Consider the following 23,504-nt stretch of genomic DNA (forward strand, 5'->3'; position numbering starts at 1 on the left):
GCATGCTCCCATTTATCGCACAGCAGTGCCACCGGATAATACGCGCCATTGTTCCTCTCTCTAACGCGCAGGTGATGTATGCAGGCTTCTTCAATGGCGGGTGTGGCTCAGGCCCGGCCCAAGACGTTTCTTCGATTGCTGTTGCTGCCGCTGGTGATATTTGCCGGCATGGGCTTGTCGGTGGAGGCCGGGTTGCTGGGCCCGTTGGGTGTGCAGGTCGGGCATCTGTGGGCGACCTTGAGCATCTTCGGCGTCGGCTCGGCGATCCTGTTCCTGCTGTTGCTGTTCAGCGGCCCGCAAAAGGGTCCGGCGTTGACCGACCTGCCGCGCTGGCAATTGATCGGTGGCTTCCTGGGGCCGATGTACGTGGTGGTGCTGACCCTGGCGACCCCGCATATCGGGATCGCGATGACCATGATTGCGATCTTGTCGGGCCAGGTGGGCAAGAGCGTGCTGATCGACCACTTCGGCTGGTTTGGCACTGCCCGCAAGCGGGTCAACGTGGAGCGCTGGATTGCACTGGCGTTGATTGTGGTGGCACTTGTTCTGATTGCGCGAGGTTAAGGCGATGAACCTGATTCTGTTGTTGGTATTGGTAGTGGCCGCCGGTGCGGTATTGAGTGTGCAGGCCGCCATCAATGGCCGCCTAGGGCAGGCGGTGGGCGTATTGCGCAGCAGCCTGCTGACCTTTGTCGTGGGGGCGATCAGTACCGGGTTGCTGATTCTGTTCTTTGAGCCCGCCCACGCGGTCAGCCTGCTGGACGTGCCGAAGTGGCAACTGACCGGGGCGTTGTTCGGGGTGGTGTACATGATGGTGATGGTCGGCGCGGTCCCGATTGTCGGCACGGCAGTGGCGACGGTGGCGGTGATTGTCGGGCAGCTGGGCATGGGCATGCTGATCGATAACTTCGGCTGGCTCGGCAACCCGGCGATCGAGCTGTCCGGCAGCCGCATCGTGGCGATGCTGTGCCTCGCGCTGGCCCTGGTGTTCATGTACCGCAGCAACGCTCGTCGGGCTGACTGACGGGCCTTTGAACCTTGAATCGTTGCCTATAGTCATTGCTTGAGGTGCCGGCGTTCGCCGCACCTGGACGACCACGAAAAAGGAGTCTGACCATGCAAGACATGCAAGAAAAAAAATGCGCCTGCCAGGACTGCAACTGCCAGTTGGGGGAAACTGCGGTGATGAAGGATGGCAAGGGCTATTGCTGCCAAGGCTGCGCCGAGCATCATGCCCATGGCGAGCCTTGTGCTTCGGCGACCGGGTGCGAGTGTGCCAAGTCGGCGCACGGCTAACGCAGGCTGCCTTCTGTAGGAGCGAGCTTGCTCGCGAAACACCCGAGAGCGACGCGGGGCACCAGGTGCCCCGCGACATCGTTAACGACCTTCGCGAGCAAGCTCGCTCCTACTGTTTCACGCGCTGGGGCGCGCATCCGAGCGGCGCCATTGCACGTTTTCGATGCCGAATTTCTCGGCCTGGGGCTGGCTCGTCTTCTTCACCTGCTCACGGGCAAAGCGCCCGATGCGGCCTACGCCCGCGTCGCAGCTCGCCCAATGCCAGGCTTCGGCGTTGTCGAGTTTTTCCAGGCGGATGATGAATGACTTGGGCTGGCCATGCAGCGTGTAGTCGATCACGAAAAGTTTTGCGTTAGTCATGGATCCGTAAACCCTCCTTGTGTCTTTAAGTGACCCTGCGCAGGTGGTAAAAATTCACTCGGATCATCCGGTTCACGTCTTATCATGGCGCTCCATACTTGAACGATGTGTCTTCCATGGCCCTTGCCGCGCCTCCCGACCTCAGTGATCACGCCGTCCCCGTGCAACCCTTGGCGCGCACCTATCCGCGCGGATTGTATGTCGAGCCCCATCAACACGATTGGGGCCAGTTGCTGTATGCCATGAGCGGCGTGATGTGGGTCGAGACACCCCAGGAAGCGCTGGTAGTACCGCCCCAGCGCGCGGTGTGGCTGCCGCCGGGTGTCGAGCATGGGATTCGCGTGGTGTCGGACTTGCAGATGCGCAACATCTACCTGCGCCCGGCGCTGGCAGCGACCCTGGACAGCCAGGTGCAAGTGATCGAGGTCGGCGGGCTGCTGCGCGAACTGATCGTGGCGCTGGTGGAGCAGGGCGACAAGGGGGACCAGGCCTACTACGAGGCCGTGGTCGGCCTGGCCCTGCTGGAATTGCAACGGGCCCGGCGCTCGCCGATCCGCATTGCCTTGCCCGTGGGCGCCGACCGACGCCTGACCAGCGCCTGCCAGGCGGTGATGGCGTCACCGTCCCTGGACATTCCCTTTGAACAGCACGCCGAAGCCGCCGGCGCCAGCGTACGCACCCTGGCCCGGCTGTTCCAGAACAGCCTGGGCATGGGCTTTGCCGAGTGGCGCCGCCAGGTGCAGTTGGCCACCGCCGTGGCCGAGTTGATCCAGGGCCAGTCGGTCAGCGCGATCGCCCGTTCCCTGGGTTATTCGCCGAGCAGTTTCAGCGACATGTTTCGCCGTGAACTGGGGATGGCGCCGTCGCAGTATCCCGTCTGAGGCTTGGCCGAAATCCTGAAGCACTTGGCCGATGCTTCGGTTTCAGGCCCCCTACACTGACCGCCTCAACCCTTGCTGCGGAGTGTTCCATGAATTACCTGATTTCCTTGGCCATCGGCCTGTTGGTCGGCGTGATTTACGGTGCCCTGGACTTTCGCTCGCCTGCGCCTCCTGCCATCGCCCTGATCGGGCTGATGGGCATGCTGATGGGCGAGAAGCTCTGGCCCATGGGCCGGCAAATGGTCAGCGCCTGGTTCTCCTGAAACCCTTTTTAACCTCGATGGATATTGGTCATGAAAGCACTGCAATTTTCCGCCACCGGCGATCTCGCTGCCCTTGCTTACGTTGATGTCGCCACGCCGGTGCCGGCGGCCGGTGAAGTCCTGGTGCAGATCAAGGCTGCCGGGCTGAACCCCAGCGACGTGAAGAACGTGCTCGGGCGTTTCCCCTACACCACGTTGCCACGCATTCCCGGCCGTGATTTTGCCGGGGTGGTGGTGGAAGGCCCACAGGAACTGGTCGGCCAGGAGGTCTGGGGCACCGGTCGCGACCTGGGTTTTTTCGCCGACGGTTCCCACGCCCAGTACCTCACCGTGTCGGCCAAGGGCGTGGCGCACAAGCCCAGCCATCTGAGCTTTGCCCAGGCCGCCAGTCTCGGCGTACCGTACACCACGGCGTGGGATGCCCTTGAGCGCAGCGGTGTAACCAAAGGCACGCGCTTGCTGGTGATTGGTGCCAATGGGGCTGTAGGCAGTGCGGCACTGGCCCTGGCGAAGATTCGTGGGGCCCAGGTGCTCGGGGCCGTGCGTCGGCCGGAACAGGTCGAGGCCTTGCGCGAGCAGGGTTTCGAGGGCTTGTTACTGGGCCAGCCGGAAGCGCTGGGCGGGCAGGTTAATGCGCTGTTCGGTACGGGCGCCGATGTGATCTTTGACACCACCGGCTTCTGGTTGCCGGCAGCGGTGGCGGCGCTGGCGCCTTTTGGCCGTATCGCGATCATCGCCGCGCCGGTGGACGGGCACGTGCAACTGCCGGCCCTGGCGTTGTATCGCAAGGGTGGTTCGGTGGTGGGGATCAATTCGCTGCTCTACAACTGCGAGCAATGCGCGGTGATGCTGGAGCAGTTCGGGCGGTTCTTCGATGAGGACTTGTTGCCGCTGCCGACCGGTTTGCGGGAAGTGTCGCTGGCTGAAGGCGTGCAGTGCTTTGAGGAAGTGAACCAGGGCAGTGCAGACAAGATTATCTTCCTGCCCTGACCCGCTCATTGTGGGCGCGGGCTTGTGTGGGAGCGGGCTTGCTCGCGAATACGGTGTGTCAGCCAATACATTCGGCACTGATCCAGCGCTTTCGCGAGCAAGCCCGCTCCCACATTTGATCTTTATTCAGGCTTCGGGAACGCCTTTTTCCCACGCCGACCAGTTCTTCAGAATCGCCTGTACCAGCGGATTGCCGGTGCGGTACAGGTTCTCCAGCGCCGGCACAAATCCGCCCTGGTCCGCATACTTCAACAGGTTGTCCACTTCACTGTAGCCCGGGTACGGCCGATCAAAGTCGGAACCGGCCCGCACCACCGCCAGGCGATTGATGTCCACCAACCCTTCACGACTGGCTCGCAGCAACGCCTCATAGGTGGAGTTGTCTTCCTGCTGGGTGGTGCAGTACACGCCTTTATTGTCCGTCAGCAACTTGGTCCAGACTTCGGCGCGCTCACTCAGGCGCGTCCCGGAGAACCAGGTATTGCCCGCCAGGGTGTCGCATTGGGTGACCTGCGGCGGCTGATTGGCCGGTGCGTAGGGATAGTGTTTGCGCCAGGCCGTGGACTCCTTGCTTTCACTGAGTTCGACTTTCTGCGACAGCGCAAACGCCTTGGCTTGCAACTTGGGATTGAGCTCGAACACCTCGGTCTTGTAGTCCAGTGGCGGCTTCTCGTTCGGCCCCTTGGTATTGATGCCGATGTAGCCGGTCGGCCAGTCCTTCGGCGCGTCCCGTGAATCCAGTTCCCACTGGGTACCGAATTCCACCAGGTAATGCGCCCACGCGGCGGTGCCGATGGTGCCGTGGTGTGGGTTGATCCCGGCAATCCCGGCGATCAGGAAGTAGCTCTGGCGCAGGTCGAACTTGGGCGACAACGCCAGTGCCAGGGTCGAGGCGGCGGCGTTGGTCTGGCCCATGCCGGTGACCAGCAGGCACACGTCCTGAGTGTTGCAGCGAATCACCGGATACTCGGCCGACAAGCCCGGCACGCGTACTTCCTGCTTGAGCTCCAGGCGGTCGATCCAGTTCTGCGCCTCGGGGGCGAACATGGTGATCAGCATCACCTTGGGCTTGATCGGGGCCGGTGCATCGGCCAGCACGACCTGCGGCAACAGCGCCCCGGCGGCCAGGCCGATGGCGATTGAAAGGCGGGTAAAGGTCTTCATCTACTGCTCCTTGTTCACACTCAGAATTGATAGCCCACACCGGCGTAGTAACCCCAGCCGTTGGAGCGAGCGCGGAAATTGCCGTCGCCAAAGTTCAGCTCGCTGCCGTCTTCCCAGTTGCCGCCGTTGTGGAAGTAACGGCCTACCAGGGTGAAACGCAGGTGAGTGAACGAATACAACAGCACGTTTGTTGCAACCAGGGAGTTGGCAGTGCGCGCGGGGTTGTCTTTGTGCAGATCCGAGCCGAAATCGTAGTTGGTGAAGCCGATATAGGTCAGCGACGCACCATTGTCGAAGCTGCCGATGGGCACGATGTATTTCATCTGCGCACGGTAGCCGTCCCATGAGTATTCGTTGCTGGCGCCGTAGTTTTCCCACTGGTAACGGCCATAGAAGTTGGCCGACAGGTTGACCCGCGAGTGGGTCTCGATGTCGGTGCCCAGGCCGCTGTACAAGGTGTTGGCTCGGTTGTCCTTGTTGCTGCCGTGGTCGTAGATCCAGTCAAACGCTACATACCATTCCTTGAACGGGCCGATGGCCAGGCTGCGACCGGCCAGGTAGTCGATGGAGATGCGCGGTTCGTGCTCCATGAACACCGGCGAGCCGTGGTCCCACGCGCCTTTGTCGTTGCTGTTGCCGATCCCGAAGATCTTCGGGATGTCGACGTAGCCATACAGTTCGAACGGGCCCTTGCGGCCGAAGTATTCGTACTCCAGGTACACGTCATCGGCGGGTTTGGGGCCGAAGCTGATGTCTTTGCTGCCGATCACCGTCAGGTCCTGGTTGAACCAGTCCGACAGGTACACGCCTTTTTTCGACGGGCTGGCTTCCGGGGCCAGGGCTTCGCCCTGTGCTGAGTCATCGGTGGGTTTTTCCTGCGCCAAAATGGGTCCGCTGAGTACTCCCGTAACGGCAGCCAGTAGCAGGGAAACAGCAAAAGGGGTAGCCGACGCGGATCGTCTGGAAGTGGGTTGCATTGAAAATCCCTGTTCGTACGCGGTTGGGGCCCGATTCTTCGGGTTGAGGTGAACCTGGTTGCCAAGTTCGTTCCGCAAACGTTTGCACAGGTTGTACCAATTTGTGTCAATTGCATGAAGGAATTGAGAAAAGTGGGAAATAGTCGGCCTTTTGGTCAAAAATGCGCCTTGGTAAACGGCAGCGCCTGATCGCCATTGCGGTTAAACAGGTACATCGCGGTTTCCCGGCGATATTCGCTGGGCGTCTGGTTCATCTCGATGCGAAAGTGCCGGTTGAAGTTGGAGAGGTTGGCGTAGCCCACTTCAAAGCAGATATCGGCCACTGACATCTCGCTTTGCAGCAACAGGCGGCAGGCGCGCTGCACCCGGAACTTGCGCATCAGGTCGATAAAGCCGTGGCCGGTGACGCGCTTGAAAAAACGCGAGAAGCCCGGTTCGCTCATGTCCAGCCGTTGGGCGATCACCGACAGCCGCAGGTCGCCGGTCAATTCCGTCATCAGGTATTCGAAGGCCTTGTGGATACGCTCCGAGCTGCGGGCATCCAGGCTTGGCGTGTAGCAGGCACTGGCCAGGCAATGGGCTTCCCCGGAGGGTGCCTGCCCCAAGGTATGCAGTAACTGGATGAACAGAATCAGGCGCGCGAGCCCCTGAGCAGGGCCGATGGACTCCAGCAGTTGCGCGGCCTTCAGTGCCGTCTCGCCGGTGAATTCCAGGCCGCGCCGGGCCCGGTCAAACAGGCCTTGCAGGTCGCCCAGCTCAGGCAGCGTGGTGCGCAGGGCCAGCAGTGCGGCGCCGTCGAACTGCAACACCACATCGCGCCCCGTCAGGTACTCGCCGGGGGCCAGGTCGCCGATCCAGTCGTGGGGCAGGTCGGGGCCGATCAGTGCGACATGGCCGGCGCCAAACGCACCGATATAGTCGCCCGCCACCAGCTTGCCGCTGCCGTGGCGGATCAGGTGGATTTCGAATTCGGGGTGATGGTTCCAGCGGGCCAGCTCGAACGGATAGTCATGTTCGTACCAGCGAAAGCCATGCTCGGGCTCGGCCAGAATCACTTCCAGCTCGGCGGGGCGCTGCTCGAAAAGGGCGGATCGGCTTGCAGGCATGGGCTTGGCCCTTCTGGGCTTTTTGGAATGGGACCAAAATACGCCCTTTGTCCAAGTAGCCGCTACCCCGGGTTTTGCCCGCCACTGATACTTTTTTGATCTTGGCGATGCGGTTAAAAAAGTATCAGCCGGGCATCCGCCAGTCGTTTGTCCGGCCTTGGGCAAGCTGCTGTAATCGGGCCGTCAACAACAAAAACAATAAGTGGAAACCGCCATGCTCAAGATTCCGAAAGCGCTGTTCCTGCTCTCCGGCCTCACGCTCGCGATGGCCGCACATGCTGCCGAAACCGTGACCATCGCCACGGTCAACAACAGTGACATGATCCGCATGCAGCGCCTGTCCAAGGTGTTCGAACAGCAGCACCCCGAGGTGAAACTCAATTGGGTGGTGCTCGAAGAAAACGTCCTGCGCCAACGCCTCACCACCGACATCGCGACCCAGGGCGGCCAATTCGACGTACTGACCATCGGCACCTATGAAACCCCGCTGTGGGGTGCCAAACACTGGCTGGAGCCGATCACGCCACTTCCCGCCGATTACGACCTGGAAGACATCTTCCCCGCCGTGCGCCAGGGCCTGTCGGTGAACGACACCCTCTACGCCTTGCCGTTCTATGGCGAAAGCACCGTCACTTATTACCGCACCGACCTGTTCAAGCAGGCCGGCCTGGCGATGCCCGAGCATCCGACCTGGACCCAACTGGGCGAGTTCGCCGCCAAGCTCAACCAGCCCGCCAAGGACCAATACGGCATGTGCCTGCGGGGCAAGGCCGGCTGGGGTGAAAACATCGCGTTGCTGAGCACCATGGCCAACGCCTTTGGTGCACGCTGGTTCGACGAGCAATGGAAACCCGAGCTGACCAGTCCCGAGTGGACGGCGGCGGCGAACTTCTACGTCAACACCCTGAAAAACTATGGCCCGCCGGGCGTCTCCAGCAACGGTTTCAACGAAACCCTGGCGCTGTTCAACAGCGGCAAATGCGCGATCTGGGTCGACGCCAGCGTTGCCGGCTCGTTCACCACCGACAAAACCCAAAGCATAGTCGCCGACAGCGTGGGTTTTGCCGCCGCACCCACCGAGGTCACCGACAAGGGTTCGTCGTGGCTGTACGCCTGGTCCCTGGCGATCCCGGCCACCTCCAAGCACAAGGACGCCGCCAGAGCCTTTATCACCTGGGCCACCTCCAAGGAATACATCCAGCTGGTAGCGGATAAGGACGGCATCACCAACGTACCGCCGGGCACGCGCCAGTCCACCTACAACGCGGCGTACCTGGCCGCGGCGCCGTTCGCCAAGGTGACCTTGCAGATGATGCAACACGCCGACCCCGCGCACCCGTCGGCCAAACCCGTGCCGTACGTGGGCATCCAATACGTGACGATCCCCGAGTTCCAGGCCATCGGCACCTCGGTGGGCAAGCTGTTTTCGGCAGCGCTCACCGGCGGCATGACGGTCGACAAGGCACTGGCCGAGGCGCAGTCCACCACCGAGCGTGAAATGAAACGCGCCGGCTACCCGAAATAATCACCTCAGGGACACTGCATTGATGAAACGACTGGAAGGTAAAAGTGCGCTGGTCACCGGCAGCGCGCGGGGCATTGGCCGGGCGTTTGCCCAGGCCTACATCAACGAAGGCGCGACCGTCGCCATCGCCGACATCAACCTGGAGCGGGCGCGGGCCACCGCCACGGAGCTGGGCCCGAAGGCCTACGCGGTGGCGATGGATGTCACCGACCAGGCGTCCATCGATGCCGCGATTGCCGCCGTGGTGGCGCAGGCCGGCAAGCTCGACATCTTGATCAACAACGCCGCCTTGTTCGACCTGGCGCCCATCACCGACATCACCCGCGAGAGCTTCGACCGGCTGTTCTCGATCAACGTCGCCGGTACGTTGTTCACCTTGCAGGCGGCGGCCCGGCAGATGATCAAGCAGGGGCATGGCGGCAAGATCATCAACATGGCCAGCCAGGCCGGGCGCCGGGGTGAGCCTCTGGTGGCGGTGTACTGCGCGACCAAGGCGGCGGTGATCAGCCTCACGCAATCGGCGGGGCTGAATCTGATCAAGCAGGGCATCAACGTGAACGCCATCGCGCCGGGAGTGGTGGACGGCGAGCATTGGGACGGGGTGGACGCGATGTTTGCCAAGCACGAAGGGCTGCCGTTGGGCGAGAAGAAAAAGCGCGTAGGAGCAGAGGTACCGTTTGGGCGGATGGGGACTGCCGAGGATTTGACCGGAATGGCGGTTTTCCTCGCGTCCAAAGAAGCCGACTACGTGGTTGCCCAGACCTACAACGTCGACGGCGGCAACTGGATGAATTGAGCGGGACGCAGCTCCTCGAACCATCGCAGATCAAAAAAGGTGGGAGCGGGCTTGCTCGCGAAAGCGGTGTATCAGTCAATCTATCCGGCGACTGACACTCCGCATTCGCGAGCAAGCCCGCTCCCACAGTTGATCTTCATTGTCCTGGGAAGGGGGCTTGGTCTTATTCGGCAAAGCTGCGATCAAAGAAGTACACCGCCCCAGGCTTCAGATTCTCCACTGTCGCCTGCGGCCGTCCGCCCTCGCCATGCTTCTTGCGCCCCGTCTCCCGCAAAAAACCGGCCTCGGTCAACTTCAGCAACCGCTGGCGAATACTGGTCTTCAGCACCGGCCGCGCCAATACCAGCGAAAAGATCGTAGTCGCCTCCGGCGCACTGAACTCATTGCCCAAAAACATCAATGGCAAGCTGCTGTACAGCGACTTGGAAAACAGCCTTTCCTGTACCGCTGCCACAATCGCGTTGTGATCGAAGGGCAGCTTGACCCCGCCAGTCGCCACGGCATCAACAGAGCACCACTTTTGATGCCCCCCCAGCTCCACCTCATCAGCCACGATCGCCAGGTAATAGGTCGACGACGACCAGCAGCGCGGATCGCGAAACGCATCGCCCACCGTCCCCACTTGCTCATACCAGGCCAGCGGCAACCCAACCTTGTCACTGGCCCGCAACCGCTCCACGGCATCCTGCAGGCTCAGATCTTGCACGCCGCCATTCACCACTACACCGGGCAAGGCCCAGTGCCCGGCGAAGGGCTCGGCGTCGCGCTGGTTGAGCAATATCTTCAGTTCCCCGGATGCACGGCAATAGAACAGCACGCACAAGTCCACGGTGTGCAGGTAGGCGCTAAGGGTTGGGGCGTGGTCTGGCATGTCGGGTCCTGTTGGCAGCGGTGGGGCACAGTCTAACGGATCAAACGGGTATGTCGTGTACTTGATCCAGGATAGATAACAAAATGTTTCTTGCCATGAAAGTACATGACGTGTACTTTTATATCCAGGCCACAGGAGAACACGACCATGACCGTCTCTAAGAACGCTATCGCCTCATTCGACGTTGACGCCCAGAAGAGCTTCACACCGCTGTGCCCCAACGAATTGCCGGTCGCTGGCGGTGACCAGATCGGCGCCGAGCTCAATTACATGGCCAGCCTCGCCGCGCGCCGTGTCGGCAGCAAGGACGCCCATACCCCGCACGCGCCCTGGGTGGTGCAACAGCACAGCGAGATGCTGCAACCCACCGGGCTGGTACATGCCGATGTCACCTGGGTCGCCCACTGTGTGCCCGGCACTGAAGGTTTCACCCTGTTGGAGGAATTGCCCACGCCTTATGACTACGACTACTTCATCTGGAAGGGCGTCGAACCCGACCTGCATCCCTACGGCGCCTGCTACCACGACCTCCACGACAAACTCTCTACCGGCGTCATCGAATACCTCAATGCCCAGGGCATCCAGCGTGTGATTGTCGGCGGCCTGGCCCTGGACTACTGCGTCAAGACCACCGCCTTGCAACTGCTCAAGGCCGGTTTCGAGGTGATCCTGCACCTGCCGGCATGCCGTGGCATCAGCGAGGAGGGCGGTGTGCAGGCGGTCAGCCATTTGCAACAATCAGGCGTTGTAATTACCCGCAATCGGGAAGAACTGGCCGCGATGGCCGCGCGTTAAGGAGTACCTCATGGAAAGTGCATACGACTACGAAAACGCTGTGATCCAGGGCCTGCTGGACACCGACTACTACACCTTCACCATGATGCAGGCCGTGTTGCACCAGCACCCGAATGTCGATGTGGAATACCAGTTCATCGTCCGCTCCAGAGAAAAACTGGGGCACCTGATTCCCGAGCTGCGGGTGGAGCTGGAAAAACTCGCCGGCCTCAGCATGCGCGAAGGCGAGCTGCGCTTTCTGTTCAACCAGCGCCGTGAGTACTTGACCCCGGATTTCGAGCGCTTCCTGGGGCTGTTCCGCTTCAACCTGCGCTATATCCACGTCAGTGAAATCGACGGCCAACTGAACGTCCGCGTGGTCGGCCCGATGCTGCACTGCATCATGTTCGAACAGCCGGTATTGGCCCTGGTCAGCGAGCTGCGCAACCGCGACAAATACCCCGACGTCAGCCTCGAAGACGTCACCCGCAAGCTCTACCAGAAATTCGACTGGCTGGAAAAAAACCTCACCCGCGACGAACTGGCCGACCTGCGTGTCTCGGACTTCTCCACCCGCCGGCGGTTGTCGTTCAAGGCCCAGCGTGAAGTGGTCGACATCATGCGCCGCGACTTTCCCGGCCAGTTCATCGGCACCAGCAATGCACACCTGGCCTACGAATTCGACCTGCCGCTGATCGGCACCATGGCCCACCAGTGGCTGATGGTGCACCAGCAACTGGGGCGGCTGCGGGAAAGCCAGAATGCGGCGCTGGAAAACTGGGTGCGCGAATACCGTGGGCGCTTGGGTATCGCCCTGACCGACTGCATCAGCACCGACTTTTTCCTCAAGGATTTCGACCTGTACTTTGCCAAGCTGTACGACGGTTTGCGCCAGGACTCCGGTGACCCGATCGTCTGGGCCGACAAGGTGTTGGCTCGCTACAAGGAGCTGGGCATCGACCCGATGACCAAGGACCTGATGTTCTCCGATGGCCTGAATTTCGAGAAATGCCTGCCGATCCTGCGGCACGTGCGGGGCAAGGCCAAGTTCGGCTTTGGCATGGGCACCAGCCTGGCCTGTGATGTCGACGGAGTGGAGCCGCTGAGCATCGTGATGAAACTGGTGCGGGTGCACGGCGAGCCGGTGGTGAAATTCTCCGATGACCCGATCAAGAACGTCTGCGAAGACGCCTCGTTCCTGCAGTATGCGGCGCAGGTGTTCAACGTCGGCAACGTCAATCCGCAACTGGGGGTGTGACATGGACACTCAGGCACGTATCGCACAAGAACTGAAGATCAACCGGCTGCTCGGCAAGGGAGGCGAGGGCGCTGAGCTGCAACGGCGCATCGACTTCATCAAGGGCACCTTGCGCCAGTCCGGCTGCCGTGCGCTGGTGCTGGGCATCAGTGGCGGTGTCGACTCACTGACCGCCGGGCGGCTGTGCCAACTGGCAGTGGAACAACTGCGCAACGAAGGCTACGAGGCGCGGTTTATTGCCATGCGCCTGCCCTATAAAACCCAGGCGGACGAGCGCGACGCCCAGGCTTCCCTGGACTTTATCGCACCGGACCGGATCGAGACGCTGAACATCGTCGCCTGCGTCGACGGGCTGATGGGCAGCCTGTCTGCCGCGCAAGCCAGCGCTGAACGCATCGACTTTATCAAGGGCAACGTCAAGGCCCGGGCGCGGATGATGGCGCAGTACGCCGTGGCGAACCTGCACAACGGCCTGGTGGTGGGCACCGACCATGGCGCGGAGGCGCTGATGGGATTTTTTACCAAGTTCGGTGACGGCGCCTGCGACCTGGCGCCGCTCTCAGGGCTGACCAAGACCCAGGTGCGCCTGCTGGCCAGCGCCCTTGGCGGGCCACGGCAGTTGGTGGCCAAGGCACCGACTGCCGACCTGGAAGAACTGGCACCGGGCAAGCCGGATGAGTTGGCGTATGGCTGCAGCTATGACGAGATCGACCGCTACCTGATGGGCGAGGCAGTGAGTGAGCGGGTGAGGGCGATTGTCGAGAGCGCCTACCTCAAGACCGCCCACAAGCGAGCATTACCGGCTGTTCCCGACTAAGACTTCCTGTTCCTTCCCGGCACTGTTGACGTTGACCGTACGCGCCACACTCACGCGGTCACCGTCAAACCCGCATACCACCCGATCGCGAAACGCGGTTTGCGGGTAGATCCAGGTCATCTCCAGCGTCCCGGTATCCAGCCAGCGCGCGCCGGCAACGATCTGCGCATCCTTGAACTCATAACCGTGGTGCAACGCCCGGCCCGGCATGTTGGTGGTGCCGGCGATCCAGTGATCAATCCCCACCTCTAGGGCATGAGTCGCCTTGCTGTCGGTCAGTTGGAAGCGCAGTACATTGCCTTCGACGGCGAACGCCAATTGCTGCACATCCAGCCCGTTGGGCTCTACCTGATACACGCCCGTGAAATCTCTCGGCCCTGCACACGCTGAAAGCAACTCAGGCCGCTGTGCCATGCTCGCCAGACGTTGCTCCAACCGTGCATCCGCTTCGGGTTTGACCGTGCAATCATCGCCAAACGCCGCCGGAAAATGCCGCTCGACAAACGGAATCAGCTCCGCCGAATTCTTCATCCCGCCGATCACCACCAGCGTTGCACCGTACTCGCGGAACACCATCGCCATCTGCACAAACACCCCGACAGCGCTGAAGGCGTGTGCCGGTTTCATCATCCAGTGATAACCGTAGCGGCTGTCCGGCCCGCCTTGTGGCCGGGTGGCCGCTGCAACCCAGGCCGCCGGTAGAACCTGCTTGCCATCCCACACGCCGCCTTGTGCATGCAGCACACCCAGCTTGAGCATGGCCGAGGTCGGCGCCTTCAAGCCATTGCCGCCGGGATTCACGCCATCGGGGCCGATGTCCCAGCTTTCATTATGGATATCCAGCGGTACAAACAGCCGGGGCTTGAGGTACGCGTGCAAGGTTTGCCCGGTGACCTTGTTGATCAGCGCCGAGAGCATGTAGCTGGCCGCACTCGTATAGACGTAGGTGGTGCCCGGTGCATAGGCCAGCGGTATCTTGAAGAACTCGGCAATCCAGCTGGTCTCGATACCCCGCCACACTGAACCCGAGGTATTGGCGGCGTGGCCGGTGCGCATGGTCAGCAGGTGTTCTACGGTCATGTCCGCCAGGCGCGGGTCGGCATCCACCGGCACACACTCCGCAAAGAACGCCACCAGCCGGTCATCCAGTTTCAGCAAGCCTTCATCCACGGCCAGGCCAATGGCGCAGGCGGTGAAGCTCTTGGCCACCGAGTGCAATACCCGCGGCTCGTTGGGGTCCACCGGCCAGCTCCAGCCTTCGGCGACCACGTGGCCGTGGCGGTGCAGCATCAGGCCTTGCAGGTCGAGGCCGGCCGCTTTCACTTCATCGAGAAAGGCAATCAGGTGCTCGGGATCAACGCCGACGCTGCTGGCGCTGGCGCGGGACAAACCATCGTAGGACATGGGCATAAACAGGCTCGTAGGGGGAGGGAAATCAACGGCTGCGGTGCACCAGCCGCGAATAGGAAATCAGCATGCTGGTCAGTTCCTGGCTGACGCTGGTGAGCGGCGACGAACGGCGGCTGATCAGGCATACATCGCGGGTCGCCAGCGGTTCTTCGATGGCGATGGTGGTCAGGGCGCTGGAGAACAGCTTCATCCCCGGCAGCATGCGCGGTTCGATGGTCAGGTAATCGGTTTCCGAAACGATGTGCAGGGTTTCCAGCAACGAATCAGTGGTGATCGCAATCTTTGGCGGCGCCAGGCCCTGGGTACGGAACAGCTCGATCAAGCGGTTCTCCGCGCCGCCCACTACGCCGGCCGGGCGTACGCTGATCCACTGGCAGTCGGTGAGGGCTTGCACGGATTTTGCGTGGGCCTGCGGGTGGCCCTTGCGCGCAATGATGCCGGCGTTTGAGCTGTAGAGGCGGTCGATGGCCAGGTCGATATCGGCCACGTTGGGCGCCAGCGGGCACAAGACGAAATCCAGGCGGCCATCGCGGACTTTTTCCACCAGGCCCTTGGTGGTGCCGCTGGCCACGTGCACCTGCATGCGCGGGAAGCGCTGGGTGAAGTTGCTCAGTACCGGCAGCAGCAATTCGGCCAAGGGTTCGGAGGTGACGCCCAGGGCGATATGGCCTTCGGGCTCGCCTTTCCAGGGTTGCAGGTCGAGCAGGGCACGTTCGCAGTCGAGAGTGATGGAACGGGCACGGGCCAGGAACACCTCGCCGGCCGGGGTCAGGTTGATGCCTTGGTTGGAGCGTTGCAGCAGCACCACCCCGAGTTCCTTTTCGAGGGTCTGGATTGACTGGGTCAATGTGCTTTGGGCCACATCCAACTGGCGTGCGGCCGAGCGGAAGCTGCCTTTTTCAACCACGGAGCAGAACGCGCGAAGATGGGTGAGGGTCATGACGGTGGGCTCGCTCAGTGCTGCATTTAAACCATTGAATGCCAGCCAGCTTATCTGATGACTATAGGTGAGCACAGATCGGTCTGGATGATCGCGATCATTATTTTTGATCAGGAAAACCCCATCTTTTCCAGCTCAAGGCCCTGATTTCTCGGTACGGTAAGGCCAGGGCAACCCACGGACGGTTGATGATCGGATAAACCGAGCCCGATCACTCGGAGCGTTCTTCTCAAGTTGATCGGGTGGCGAATAAGATCGGTCCAGGAACATTCGCAAACCGTAATCAGCGACTAAAACAACAACAACTATTCAGGTGTTCGGCCGTGCCTCTTTTTGGGTCCTGCCAGCGTCCGAACCCAAGCGTAAGGATCATTCAAGGTGCATTTATCATGAACAAGACTTTATTCCTGGCTGGCGCCTTGTCCGCCGCGCTGGTGGGCACTGCCCACGCCGAGAATCTATTGAAAGTCGCGTTGAACGCCGACATTCGCAGCACCGAGCCAGGCGTCAACCGTGACACCAATTCCGACGCCGTCATCTTGCACATTACCGAAGGACTGGTGGCCTTCCGTGAAGATGCCACCGTCGGCCCGCTGCTGGCCAAAGACGTGCAGGTGTCCGACGACGGCCTGCGCTACACCTTCCACCTGCGCAACGGGGTCAAGTTCCAGAACGGTGCGCCACTGACCTCCGCCGAAGTGCTGTGGACCTGGAAACACTACCTCGACCCGAAAACCCAATGGCGCTGCGCCCCTGAATTCGACGGCCATGGCGGCGCGAAAATCGTCGACATGAGCGCCCCGGACCCACTCACCGTGGTGTTTACCCTGGACAAGCCCAACGGCCTGTTCCTCACCAGCACCGCGCTGCCGGAATGCGGTGGCAGCGGCATCCTGCACCCCGACTCGGTGGTCGACGGCCAGTGGAAAGCCCCCATCGGCACCGGCCCGTTCCGCCTGGGCGAGTGGAAGCCCGGCCAATACATCGACCTGCTGCGCAACGCCAACTACACCCCGCGGGACGAGAAAGAGCCGGATGGCTACACCGGCAATAAAAACACAACCCTCGACCGCGTGCGCCTGCTGGTGATCCCGGACCCGGCGGCGGCCAAGGCGGCCTTGCTGTCGAAGAACGTCGACCTGCTGATTGACGTCACGCCGCTGGACGCCACCGAACTGGCTGCCAACCCCGGCATCAAGGTCACCTCCAGCGGCACCATGTCAGTCAACGCGTTGCTGTTCCAGACCCGCGACCCCTTGCTCAAAGATGTGCGCCTGCGCCAGGCCATCGCCCATTCGCTGGACTCCGCACAAATCGTCGCCGCCCTGACCGGTGGCCGTTCCCAGGCCAACAATTCGATGGTCGCCAGTGGCAGCCACTACCACCAGGCAATCGAGAACCAGGGCTTCGATTTCGACCCGGCCAAGACCGCCCAACTGCTGCGGGAAGCTGGCTATAAAGGCCAGCCAATCAAACTGATCGTCAACAAGCGCTACGCCGCGATCTTCGACATGGGCGTGTTCGTGCAAGCCATGGCCAAGGCCAGCGGCATCAACCTGGAACTGGAAACCCTGGAGTGGGGCACCCAGCTGGAGCGCTACCAGACCGGCAACTACCAGATGATGGCGTTCCCGTATTCCGAACGCCTTGACCCGGCCCTGAGTTTCGACTCGATGACCGGCGACAAGGACAAGGAAGCGCGCAAGGTCTGGGACAACCCCCAGGCCCAGGAATGGCTGCGTGAAGCCCAGCGCGAAGGCGATATCAGCAAGCGCCAGGCGCTGTTCGACCAACTGCATCAGCAGATGCTCAAGGACGTGCCGATGATCCCGATGTACAACGGCAACGCCATCGCCGCCAGCCGTGATTACGTCAAAGGCCTGCGCACCTGGCCGGTGTCCAAGCCGCGCCTGTGGACCGTCAGCGTGCCTGCGACCGGGAGTAACTGAGGATGTTGCGTTTCATCTTTCAACGGCTGGCGATGTCGATCCCGACTTTGCTGCTGATCTCGCTGATGGTGTTCGCGATCATCCGCCTGGTGCCCGGTGATCCGGCGCTGCTGATGCTCGGCGACATGGCCGATGCCCACAGCCTGGAGGTCGCCCGTGCGTCCCTGGGCCTGGACCAGCCGCTGCCGCTGCAGTTTGTGATCTGGCTCAAGGCGGTGCTCAGCGGCGACCTCGGGCATTCCATCACCACCAATGAAGCGGTGTTGCCGCTGATCCTTGACCGCTTCCAGGTGAGTGCCGGGATCGTGCTGGTCTCGGTGTTGCTCGCGGCGTTGATTGCGGTACCGGCGGGCTTGCTCTCGGCGTGGAAACAGAACAGTTCCCTGGACTTTGGCGTGGTCTCCACCGCGACCCTGTTGCTGTCGATCCCGAGTTTCTGGCTGGGCCTGCTGTTGCTCTACGCGTTCGGCATCAAGCTCGGCTGGCTGCCGGTGGTGGGTTACGTGTCATTCGGCCAATCGCCGTGGCAGGCCTTGAGTTTTATCGTGCTGCCGATTGTCACGCTGACGTTGGTGGAACTCGGCGCGATCACCCGCATGGCCCGGGCCAGTGCAATTGAAGTGCTGCGCCTGGAATACATCACCCATGCCCGCGCCAAGGGTTTGTCGGAGCGGGCGGTGTTGTGGCGCCATGCGCTGCGCAACTCGTTTGCACCGACCCTGACCCTGATCGGCCTGATCCTCGGCAACCTGCTCAGCGGCATCGCGGTGCTCGAAACCGTGTTCACCCTGCCAGGTATCGGCCGGCTGATGGTCGACGCCATCTACGCCCGGGACTACCCCGTGCTGCAAGGCTGCCTGCTGCTGGTGACCTTTGTTTATGTGCTGGTCAACCTGTTGGTGGACCTGCTGTACCCGCTCTTCGACCCCAGGGTTAAGTTATGAATAAGCCTCTACCTGTCGCACCCGAGGTGCTGTTGCCGGCACCGGCGCGTGCCCCCAGGGCCTGGCGTGTGCCGCCGCTGAACGCGCTGATCGGTGCGCTGCTGCTGGCCTTGTTGTTGATCATGGCCTTGCTGGGCCTGGTCTGGACGCCCCATGACCCGTTGGCCTTGAACCTGCTGGCGCGCTTGCAGGCGCCCACCGCCGCGCACTGGCTGGGCACTGACGAGTACGGTCGCGACGTGCTGAGCCGCCTGATGATCGGCGCGCACACCAGCCTGTGGGTGAGTGTGTTGACGGTGACGCTGGCGATCACCGCCGGCACGGTACTGGGCCTGCTGGCCGGGTTCCTGCGGGGCTGGGTCGACCGGGGCTTGATGATGGTCAACGATGCGTTGCTGGCGTTTCCCGGGATCCTGCTGGCCCTGGGCTTGATGGCGATCATCGGCCCGAGCCTGTACGGCATCGTGTTTGCCTTGAGCCTGGCCTACACACCGTCGGTGGTGCGGGTGGTGCGCGGCACGGTGTTGTCGTTGCGCGAGAAAGAGTTTGTCGAAGCCTCGCGGGTGATCGGTAACTCCGAGCTGTACACCATGCTGCGGCACATCGCGCCGAACTGCGTGGCGCCGGTGTGCGTGCTGGCCACCAGTATGTTCGGCTGGGCGATTCTGGCGGAAAGCTCCCTGAGCTTCCTCGGCCTGGGCGTCCCGCCGCCGGCCGCCACCTGGGGCAACATGCTCGCCGCCAGCCGGCCGTATATCGCCACGGCCAGCTGGCTGGGGCTGTTTCCCGGTGTCTGCATCGCCATGGCGTTGCTGGCGTTCAACCTGTGTGGCGATGCCTTGCGCGATCGTCTCGACCCGCGGATGAGTAAATGACCATGACTGACATCCTTCTGGCAGTCGACAAGCTGAAAATCCGCGTGGGGGCCAACGGCCCGCTGGCGGTCAATGACCTGAGCTTCACCATCGCCCCCGGCGAAATCGTGGCGCTGGTGGGCGAGTCCGGCAGCGGCAAGACCATGGCCGCCCGCGCCGCCATCGGCCTGCTGCCACCGCCGCTTGAGCAATGCAGCGGCCAGGTGCGTTTCCAGGGCCATGACCTGGGCAGCCTTGCGCCGGAGCAATTGCGCCAGTTGCGCGGGGCGAAGATCGGCATGGTGTTCCAGGAACCCATGGTGTCCCTCAACCCGTCCATGAGCATCGGCGAGCAAATGGCCGAGGGCCTGCGCCTGCACACCAGGCTGAGCGATGCGCAGATCCGCGAGCGCAGCCTGGAGATGCTCGGGCATATCGGCATCAAGGACGCCGAGCGTTGCCTGGCGGCGTTTCCCCACGAGTTCTCCGGCGGCATGCGCCAGCGCATCATGCTCGCCTCGGTGATGCTGCTGCGCCCGGCCTTGCTGATTGCCGACGAGCCCACCACGGCCCTGGATTGCCTGGCGCAACTGGACGTGTTGAAACTGATGCTCGACCTTACGCGCGAGCAGGGCACGGCGATCCTGTTTATCAGCCACGACCTGTCGCTGGTGGCGCGCTACGCCGACAAAGTGGTGGTGATGCGCGAAGGCCGCGCGGTGGAGCAGGGCACCATCGAGCAGATCCTGCTGGCGCCCAAGGCCGAGTACACCCGGCAACTGCTCGAGGCCCTGCCGCGGCGCGGCACCCTGGCAGCCTTGCCCAAGGCGGACCGGCCGTTGCTGACGGTCAAGGACGTGTGCATCGAGCACCCGGGGCCGCGCAGCCTGTGGGGCCGCAGCCAGTTCAAGCGGGTGGTGCATTCGGCCAACCTGTCCATCGCCCCGGGGGAAACCCTGGCGCTGGTGGGCGGCAGCGGCTCGGGCAAGACCACCCTCGGCCGGGCGATTGTCGGCCTGAACAGCCCGTGTTCCGGTGCCATCGAGTTTGAGGGCGTGGACATTCTCAAGGCTGGCAACCGTGACCATCGCCTGCAATGCCAGATGATTTTCCAGGACCCGTATTCGTCCCTCGACCCGCGCATGAAGATTGGCGACATCCTCGCCGAACCCCTGCGCCATGTGCCCGGCATGACGCCCGCGCAGCGTCGTGAGCGGGTGGCGAAAACCCTGGTGGACATCGGCCTGGCGGAACAGTTTGTCGACCGCTTCCCGCACCAGTTGTCCGGTGGCCAGCGTCAACGGGTGGCCATTGGCCGGGCGCTGGTGCGGCACCCGCGACTGGTGATTGCCGATGAGCCGATCTCGGCGTTGGACATGACCATCCAGAAGCAGATCCTCGAGCTGTTCGAACGCCTGCAGGCGCAGTACGGCTTTGCCTGCCTGTTCATCTCCCACGACCTGGCGGCGGTGGAACGCATCGCCCACCGGGTGGCGGTGATGAGCGAGGGCAGGGTGGTGGAAATGGGTGCCCGCGACGAGATCTTCGACCGCCCGCAGCACCCCTACACCCGCAAGCTGCTGGCCGCCGCCAGCCCCTTGGAGAAACTTGAAAACGGTGGCTACCGCATCCGCCAGGGCCCCGTACCGCTAGCGCTGTAACCCAGGACTGACGTCACCCGCCGCGCAAATCGCCGATTTGCGCGAACGGCGAAGCCATGCCCGAAGAACAATAAAAACACCAACCCCCACCCCACTGCCAGGAGCTAAAAAAATGAAAAAATCCCTGACTCAACTCATCACCGGCGTCGGCGTTGTCAGCAGCGGGCTGGTCCCGTCACTGGCCCATGCAGACTTCATCAAGGACAGCAGCGGTACGCTGGACTTGAAGAACTACTACTTCAACCGTGACTACCGCGAGGCCGCTTCCCAGTCGATGCGCGCCGAGTGGGCCCAAGGTTTTATCCTCGGTATCAAGTCCGGTTTCACCGAAGGCACCGTGGGCTTCGGCCTGGACCTGACCGGCATGCTGGGGGTGAAACTCGACTCCAGCCCGGGGCTGTCCGGCACCGGTTTGCTGCAGCGTGACAGCGACAAGAATGTCTCCGACGAGTACTCCAAGCTTGGGGTGACCGCCAAGGCCCGCTTCGCCAAAAGCGAGCTGCGTGTGGGCTACCTGGTGCCGGACCTTCCGATCCTGCAACCCAACACCAGCCGTCTGTTTCCGCAGTCCTTCAGCGGCACCCAGCTGGTGTCCAACGACATCAGCAACCTGAAAATCACCCTCGGGCAGATCGACCAGGCCAAGGACCGTGACTCCACCAACTACGAAGACATGAAGCTGACCACGGTGAGCAAGGTCTACAAGAGCACCGCCCTGAGCGACCAGTTCCGCTTTGCCGGTGGCGACTACTCGCTGACCCCAAACACCTTGCTCAGCTACCACTTCGCGGCGCTGGACAGCATCTACCAGCAGCAATACGTGGGCTTCAAGAACAACTTCGGCCTGGGGCCGGGCACGCTGAAAACCGACGTGCGCTACTTCAAGTCGGACAAGGACGGCGCGGGCCTGGCGGGCAAGGTCGACAACAGCGCCTTGAGCAGCCGCCTGACCTACCAGTACGGCGGCCACAGCATCGGCGGCGGCTTCCAGCAGCAATACGGCACCACGCCGTTTACCTACCTGGACGGCTCCATCACCTACCTGTTCACCGAGTACCAGTTCAGCAACTTCACCCAAACCAAGGAGCGAGCCTGGCACGCCCGCTACGACTACAACTTCGCCGATCTCGGCTTGCCCGGCCTGTTGTTTGGGATCAAGTACGCCAAGGGTGATTCGGCTGAAGTGCTCGGCTTCAACCGCGAAGGCCGCGAGTGGGAGCGCGACCTGGACCTGGGCTACGTGGTGCAGAACGGGCCCTTCAAGGGCGTGTCGATGCGCTGGCGCAACGCGCTGAGCAAAGGCAACTACTTCAACGACGTTAACGAGAACCGCGTGATGCTGGGTTACACCCTGGCGCTCTGGTAACCACCCACTGTGGGAGCGGGGTTGCCCGCTCCCACACTGATCGGATTACCAGATCAAGATAGTGTGGGCCGCCCTTACAGACGATCACGCCGGCTCGTTAATATTTCTTCAGCGTTCATCACTCGAATATCGAGATTTCCGGTTTATGAAACTTAAATCACACCCCTTGCTGCAAGCGACACCAGGTACCCACAGGCACGTGGACAGTGAGCATTACGGTGCAATGGGTGCAAGTCGAAAAATCTATATCCAGGCGGCGCTGCATGCCGACGAAACCCCGGCGCTGCTGGTGGCCGCGCACCTGCGCCGGCAATTGGTAGTACTGGAAAATGCCAACCGGCTGAATGCGCAAATCGTGCTGGTGGCCGTGGCCAACCCCACCGGGCTGAGCCAATACATCATGGGCGCGCCCAGCGGGCGTTTCGAACTGGGCAGCGGGCGTAATTACAACCGGGGCTTTCCGGTGCCGTACCAGGCAATCGCCGACAAAATCGAGCACCTGCTGGGCCAGGACATCGACGCCAACCGCCAACTGATCCGCCAGGCCTGGGGCGAATGTCTGCTGGACGCGGCGCCGCTGGACGAATTCCAATCGCTGCAACGCACCCTGATGCTGCTGGCCCACGATGCCGACATCGTGCTGGACCTGCACTGCTCCCGCGAAGCGGCGATGCATGTGTACACCGGCGAGGCAGTGTGGGCGACCGTGGAGCCGCTGGCGCGCTACATCGGCTCTGAAGCCTCGTTGCTGGCCACCGATTCCCAGGCCAACTCGTTCGATGAGGCGCTGTACCTGCTGTGGGTCAACCTGCGTGAGCGGTTTGGCGATCGGTTTCCGATTCCGGACAGCAGCGTGGCGGTGACCGTCGAGCATCGTGGCCAGCGGGATGTGTCCTATGAACTGGCAGAACATGACGCCACGGCGATCATTGATTACCTGACCCACCTGGGCGCGGTTGAAGGCACGCCACCGCCATTGCCAGCCCTGCGCAACCCGGCGACGCCGTTGGCCGGCAGCGAACAGTTTTATGCGCCATGCGCCGGGGTGCTGGTACACCGGGCGGCAGTGGGCAGTCGCATCGAGGCCGGGCAGGCGTTGTTCGATATCGTTGATCCCCACAGTGGGCAGGCCACCACGGTTTGCAGCCACAACACCGGCGTGTTGTACATGCGCCGCGACGTGCGCTTTGTGAAGCCGGGGGATCCGCTGGGCCGGGTGTCCGGTGCCACGCCGATTCGCAGCGGCAAGCTACTCAGCGCCTGATTTGCCAGCTATGGAATACGGTCAAAATGTGGGAGCGG

The 23,504-nt window shown here is 62.3% G+C and carries 24 protein-coding genes; 17 read left to right on the forward strand and 7 right to left on the reverse strand.

The window, feature by feature from the left end; translation table 11 throughout:
• Nucleotides 1–78 precede the first annotated feature (78 nt).
• The 3 genes from HX815_RS12180 (at nt 79) to HX815_RS12190 (ending at nt 1,296) form a co-directional block, all read left to right on the forward strand.
• Complete coding sequence (locus HX815_RS12180; RefSeq protein ID WP_026078275.1) at nt 79–564, forward strand: DMT family transporter; 486 nt, start codon at nt 79–81, stop codon at nt 562–564.
• A 4-nt stretch (nt 565–568) separates the two neighbouring features.
• A complete protein-coding gene (locus HX815_RS12185) occupies nt 569–1,024 on the forward strand; it encodes a DMT family transporter (RefSeq protein ID WP_003208100.1) in 456 nt (151 codons plus the stop codon).
• A gap of 101 nt (nt 1,025–1,125) precedes the next feature.
• The gene (locus HX815_RS12190) at nt 1,126–1,296 is read left to right on the forward strand and encodes a metallothionein (protein ID WP_177028341.1); all 171 of its coding nucleotides are present in this window, start codon (nt 1,126–1,128) and stop codon (nt 1,294–1,296) included.
• 117 nt (nt 1,297–1,413) lie between these two features.
• Here HX815_RS12190 and HX815_RS12195 read toward each other — a convergent pair whose 3' ends face one another.
• Entirely contained in the window at nt 1,414–1,656 is a 243-nt protein-coding gene (locus HX815_RS12195; protein WP_003208104.1) for a DUF6555 family protein, read from the reverse strand.
• A gap of 116 nt (nt 1,657–1,772) precedes the next feature.
• On the opposite strand from HX815_RS12195, the gene HX815_RS12200 reads away from it, so the two are divergent.
• The 3 genes from HX815_RS12200 (at nt 1,773) to HX815_RS12210 (ending at nt 3,790) form a co-directional block, all read left to right on the forward strand.
• Nucleotides 1,773–2,537: a helix-turn-helix domain-containing protein gene (locus tag HX815_RS12200; RefSeq protein WP_008437064.1), complete on the forward strand. Its 765-nt coding sequence runs from the start codon at nt 1,773–1,775 to the stop codon at nt 2,535–2,537.
• Nucleotides 2,538–2,626: 89 nt separating this feature from the next.
• Nucleotides 2,627–2,800 carry a DUF1427 family protein gene (locus tag HX815_RS12205; protein ID WP_003208108.1) on the forward strand — a complete coding sequence of 58 codons (174 nt, stop codon included), beginning with the start codon at nt 2,627–2,629 and terminating at the stop codon, nt 2,798–2,800.
• A 30-nt stretch (nt 2,801–2,830) separates the two neighbouring features.
• Nucleotides 2,831–3,790: a zinc-binding alcohol dehydrogenase family protein gene (locus HX815_RS12210; RefSeq protein ID WP_177028319.1), complete on the forward strand. Its 960-nt coding sequence runs from the start codon at nt 2,831–2,833 to the stop codon at nt 3,788–3,790.
• Between the two features lie 126 nt (nt 3,791–3,916).
• Here HX815_RS12210 and HX815_RS12215 read toward each other — a convergent pair whose 3' ends face one another.
• From HX815_RS12215 to HX815_RS12225, 3 genes are all read right to left on the reverse strand, one after another.
• A complete protein-coding gene (locus tag HX815_RS12215) occupies nt 3,917–4,954 on the reverse strand; it encodes a purine nucleoside permease (protein WP_177028320.1) in 1,038 nt (345 codons plus the stop codon).
• 20 nt (nt 4,955–4,974) lie between these two features.
• Nucleotides 4,975–5,931, reverse strand: a complete 957-nt coding sequence (locus tag HX815_RS12220) for a nucleoside-specific channel-forming protein Tsx (RefSeq protein ID WP_032899590.1) — start codon at nt 5,929–5,931, stop codon at nt 4,975–4,977.
• 155 nt (nt 5,932–6,086) lie between these two features.
• A complete protein-coding gene (locus HX815_RS12225) occupies nt 6,087–7,037 on the reverse strand; it encodes an AraC family transcriptional regulator (RefSeq protein ID WP_177028321.1) in 951 nt (316 codons plus the stop codon).
• A gap of 214 nt (nt 7,038–7,251) precedes the next feature.
• On the opposite strand from HX815_RS12225, the gene HX815_RS12230 reads away from it, so the two are divergent.
• Both HX815_RS12230 and HX815_RS12235 read left to right on the forward strand, forming a co-directional pair.
• Nucleotides 7,252–8,562: a sugar ABC transporter substrate-binding protein gene (locus tag HX815_RS12230; protein ID WP_177028322.1), complete on the forward strand. Its 1,311-nt coding sequence runs from the start codon at nt 7,252–7,254 to the stop codon at nt 8,560–8,562.
• Nucleotides 8,563–8,584: 22 nt separating this feature from the next.
• Nucleotides 8,585–9,358 (forward strand): L-iditol 2-dehydrogenase, encoded by a 774-nt coding sequence (locus tag HX815_RS12235; protein WP_003208119.1) that lies wholly within the window; start codon nt 8,585–8,587, stop codon nt 9,356–9,358.
• Between the two features lie 163 nt (nt 9,359–9,521).
• On the opposite strand, the gene HX815_RS12240 is transcribed toward HX815_RS12235, so the two are convergent.
• Nucleotides 9,522–10,229 carry an NUDIX hydrolase gene (locus HX815_RS12240; RefSeq protein ID WP_008437074.1) on the reverse strand — a complete coding sequence of 236 codons (708 nt, stop codon included), beginning with the start codon at nt 10,227–10,229 and terminating at the stop codon, nt 9,522–9,524.
• A 147-nt stretch (nt 10,230–10,376) separates the two neighbouring features.
• On the opposite strand from HX815_RS12240, the gene HX815_RS12245 reads away from it, so the two are divergent.
• Genes HX815_RS12245 through nadE form a run of 3 tightly spaced genes read left to right on the forward strand, consistent with a single transcriptional unit; the run spans nt 10,377 to nt 13,078 of the window.
• Entirely contained in the window at nt 10,377–11,024 is a 648-nt protein-coding gene (locus tag HX815_RS12245) for a nicotinamidase (protein WP_177028323.1), read from the forward strand.
• Nucleotides 11,025–11,034: 10 nt separating this feature from the next.
• On the forward strand, nt 11,035–12,261 hold the full coding sequence (pncB, locus tag HX815_RS12250; RefSeq protein ID WP_003208126.1) for a nicotinate phosphoribosyltransferase: 1,227 nt from the start codon (nt 11,035–11,037) through the stop codon (nt 12,259–12,261).
• 1 nt (nt 12,262) lies between these two features.
• Nucleotides 12,263–13,078 carry an ammonia-dependent NAD(+) synthetase gene (gene nadE, locus HX815_RS12255; RefSeq protein WP_177028324.1) on the forward strand — a complete coding sequence of 272 codons (816 nt, stop codon included), beginning with the start codon at nt 12,263–12,265 and terminating at the stop codon, nt 13,076–13,078.
• Here nadE and HX815_RS12260 read toward each other — a convergent pair.
• Entirely contained in the window at nt 13,058–14,488 is a 1,431-nt protein-coding gene (locus HX815_RS12260) for a serine hydrolase (RefSeq protein WP_177028325.1), read from the reverse strand. The genes nadE and HX815_RS12260 overlap by 21 nt on opposite strands.
• Nucleotides 14,489–14,513: 25 nt before the next feature.
• Nucleotides 14,514–15,428 (reverse strand): LysR substrate-binding domain-containing protein, encoded by a 915-nt coding sequence (locus tag HX815_RS12265; RefSeq protein WP_003208132.1) that lies wholly within the window; start codon nt 15,426–15,428, stop codon nt 14,514–14,516.
• A 389-nt stretch (nt 15,429–15,817) separates the two neighbouring features.
• On the opposite strand from HX815_RS12265, the gene HX815_RS12270 reads away from it, so the two are divergent.
• The 6 genes from HX815_RS12270 (at nt 15,818) to HX815_RS12295 (ending at nt 23,466) form a co-directional block, all read left to right on the forward strand.
• The gene (locus tag HX815_RS12270) at nt 15,818–17,377 is read left to right on the forward strand and encodes an ABC transporter substrate-binding protein (RefSeq protein WP_008437103.1); all 1,560 of its coding nucleotides are present in this window, start codon (nt 15,818–15,820) and stop codon (nt 17,375–17,377) included.
• Between the two features lie 2 nt (nt 17,378–17,379).
• Entirely contained in the window at nt 17,380–18,321 is a 942-nt protein-coding gene (locus tag HX815_RS12275; protein ID WP_003208135.1) for an ABC transporter permease, read from the forward strand.
• Nucleotides 18,318–19,196, forward strand: a complete 879-nt coding sequence (locus HX815_RS12280; RefSeq protein ID WP_168197512.1) for an ABC transporter permease — start codon at nt 18,318–18,320, stop codon at nt 19,194–19,196. Before HX815_RS12275 ends, HX815_RS12280 begins: the two co-directional genes overlap by 4 nt.
• Nucleotides 19,193–20,836 (forward strand): ABC transporter ATP-binding protein, encoded by a 1,644-nt coding sequence (locus tag HX815_RS12285; protein ID WP_023658920.1) that lies wholly within the window; start codon nt 19,193–19,195, stop codon nt 20,834–20,836. The genes HX815_RS12280 and HX815_RS12285 overlap by 4 nt, the downstream gene beginning before the upstream one ends.
• A 112-nt stretch (nt 20,837–20,948) precedes the next feature.
• Nucleotides 20,949–22,202 carry an OprD family porin gene (locus HX815_RS12290; protein ID WP_177028326.1) on the forward strand — a complete coding sequence of 418 codons (1,254 nt, stop codon included), beginning with the start codon at nt 20,949–20,951 and terminating at the stop codon, nt 22,200–22,202.
• Between the two features lie 145 nt (nt 22,203–22,347).
• Complete coding sequence (locus tag HX815_RS12295) at nt 22,348–23,466, forward strand: succinylglutamate desuccinylase/aspartoacylase family protein (protein WP_177028327.1); 1,119 nt, start codon at nt 22,348–22,350, stop codon at nt 23,464–23,466.
• The last annotated feature ends 38 nt before the right edge of the window (nt 23,467–23,504 follow it).

Origin of the sequence: Pseudomonas sp. E6002, from assembly GCF_013385565.1 — a bacterium.
Classification (GTDB): domain Bacteria; phylum Pseudomonadota; class Gammaproteobacteria; order Pseudomonadales; family Pseudomonadaceae; genus Aquipseudomonas.

Bases quoted from the DNA above. Each gene is read 5' to 3' on its own strand.
- HX815_RS12180 (WP_026078275.1), top strand. From the start codon at position 79: ATGCAGGCTTCTTCAATGGCGGGTGTGGCTCAGGCCCGGCCCAAGACG.
- HX815_RS12185 (WP_003208100.1), top strand. From the start codon at position 569: ATGAACCTGATTCTGTTGTTGGTATTGGTAGTGGCCGCCGGTGCGGTA.
- HX815_RS12190 (WP_177028341.1), top strand. From the start codon at position 1,126: ATGCAAGAAAAAAAATGCGCCTGCCAGGACTGCAACTGCCAGTTGGGG.
- HX815_RS12195 (WP_003208104.1), bottom strand. From the start codon at position 1,656: ATGACTAACGCAAAACTTTTCGTGATCGACTACACGCTGCATGGCCAG.
- HX815_RS12200 (WP_008437064.1), top strand. From the start codon at position 1,773: ATGGCCCTTGCCGCGCCTCCCGACCTCAGTGATCACGCCGTCCCCGTG.
- HX815_RS12205 (WP_003208108.1), top strand. From the start codon at position 2,627: ATGAATTACCTGATTTCCTTGGCCATCGGCCTGTTGGTCGGCGTGATT.
- HX815_RS12210 (WP_177028319.1), top strand. From the start codon at position 2,831: ATGAAAGCACTGCAATTTTCCGCCACCGGCGATCTCGCTGCCCTTGCT.
- HX815_RS12215 (WP_177028320.1), bottom strand. From the start codon at position 4,954: ATGAAGACCTTTACCCGCCTTTCAATCGCCATCGGCCTGGCCGCCGGG.
- HX815_RS12220 (WP_032899590.1), bottom strand. From the start codon at position 5,931: ATGCAACCCACTTCCAGACGATCCGCGTCGGCTACCCCTTTTGCTGTT.
- HX815_RS12225 (WP_177028321.1), bottom strand. From the start codon at position 7,037: ATGCCTGCAAGCCGATCCGCCCTTTTCGAGCAGCGCCCCGCCGAGCTG.
- HX815_RS12230 (WP_177028322.1), top strand. From the start codon at position 7,252: ATGCTCAAGATTCCGAAAGCGCTGTTCCTGCTCTCCGGCCTCACGCTC.
- HX815_RS12235 (WP_003208119.1), top strand. From the start codon at position 8,585: ATGAAACGACTGGAAGGTAAAAGTGCGCTGGTCACCGGCAGCGCGCGG.
- HX815_RS12240 (WP_008437074.1), bottom strand. From the start codon at position 10,229: ATGCCAGACCACGCCCCAACCCTTAGCGCCTACCTGCACACCGTGGAC.
- HX815_RS12245 (WP_177028323.1), top strand. From the start codon at position 10,377: ATGACCGTCTCTAAGAACGCTATCGCCTCATTCGACGTTGACGCCCAG.
- pncB (WP_003208126.1), top strand. From the start codon at position 11,035: ATGGAAAGTGCATACGACTACGAAAACGCTGTGATCCAGGGCCTGCTG.
- nadE (WP_177028324.1), top strand. From the start codon at position 12,263: ATGGACACTCAGGCACGTATCGCACAAGAACTGAAGATCAACCGGCTG.
- HX815_RS12260 (WP_177028325.1), bottom strand. From the start codon at position 14,488: ATGCCCATGTCCTACGATGGTTTGTCCCGCGCCAGCGCCAGCAGCGTC.
- HX815_RS12265 (WP_003208132.1), bottom strand. From the start codon at position 15,428: ATGACCCTCACCCATCTTCGCGCGTTCTGCTCCGTGGTTGAAAAAGGC.
- HX815_RS12270 (WP_008437103.1), top strand. From the start codon at position 15,818: ATGAACAAGACTTTATTCCTGGCTGGCGCCTTGTCCGCCGCGCTGGTG.
- HX815_RS12275 (WP_003208135.1), top strand. From the start codon at position 17,380: ATGTTGCGTTTCATCTTTCAACGGCTGGCGATGTCGATCCCGACTTTG.
- HX815_RS12280 (WP_168197512.1), top strand. From the start codon at position 18,318: ATGAATAAGCCTCTACCTGTCGCACCCGAGGTGCTGTTGCCGGCACCG.
- HX815_RS12285 (WP_023658920.1), top strand. From the start codon at position 19,193: ATGACCATGACTGACATCCTTCTGGCAGTCGACAAGCTGAAAATCCGC.
- HX815_RS12290 (WP_177028326.1), top strand. From the start codon at position 20,949: ATGAAAAAATCCCTGACTCAACTCATCACCGGCGTCGGCGTTGTCAGC.
- HX815_RS12295 (WP_177028327.1), top strand. From the start codon at position 22,348: ATGAAACTTAAATCACACCCCTTGCTGCAAGCGACACCAGGTACCCAC.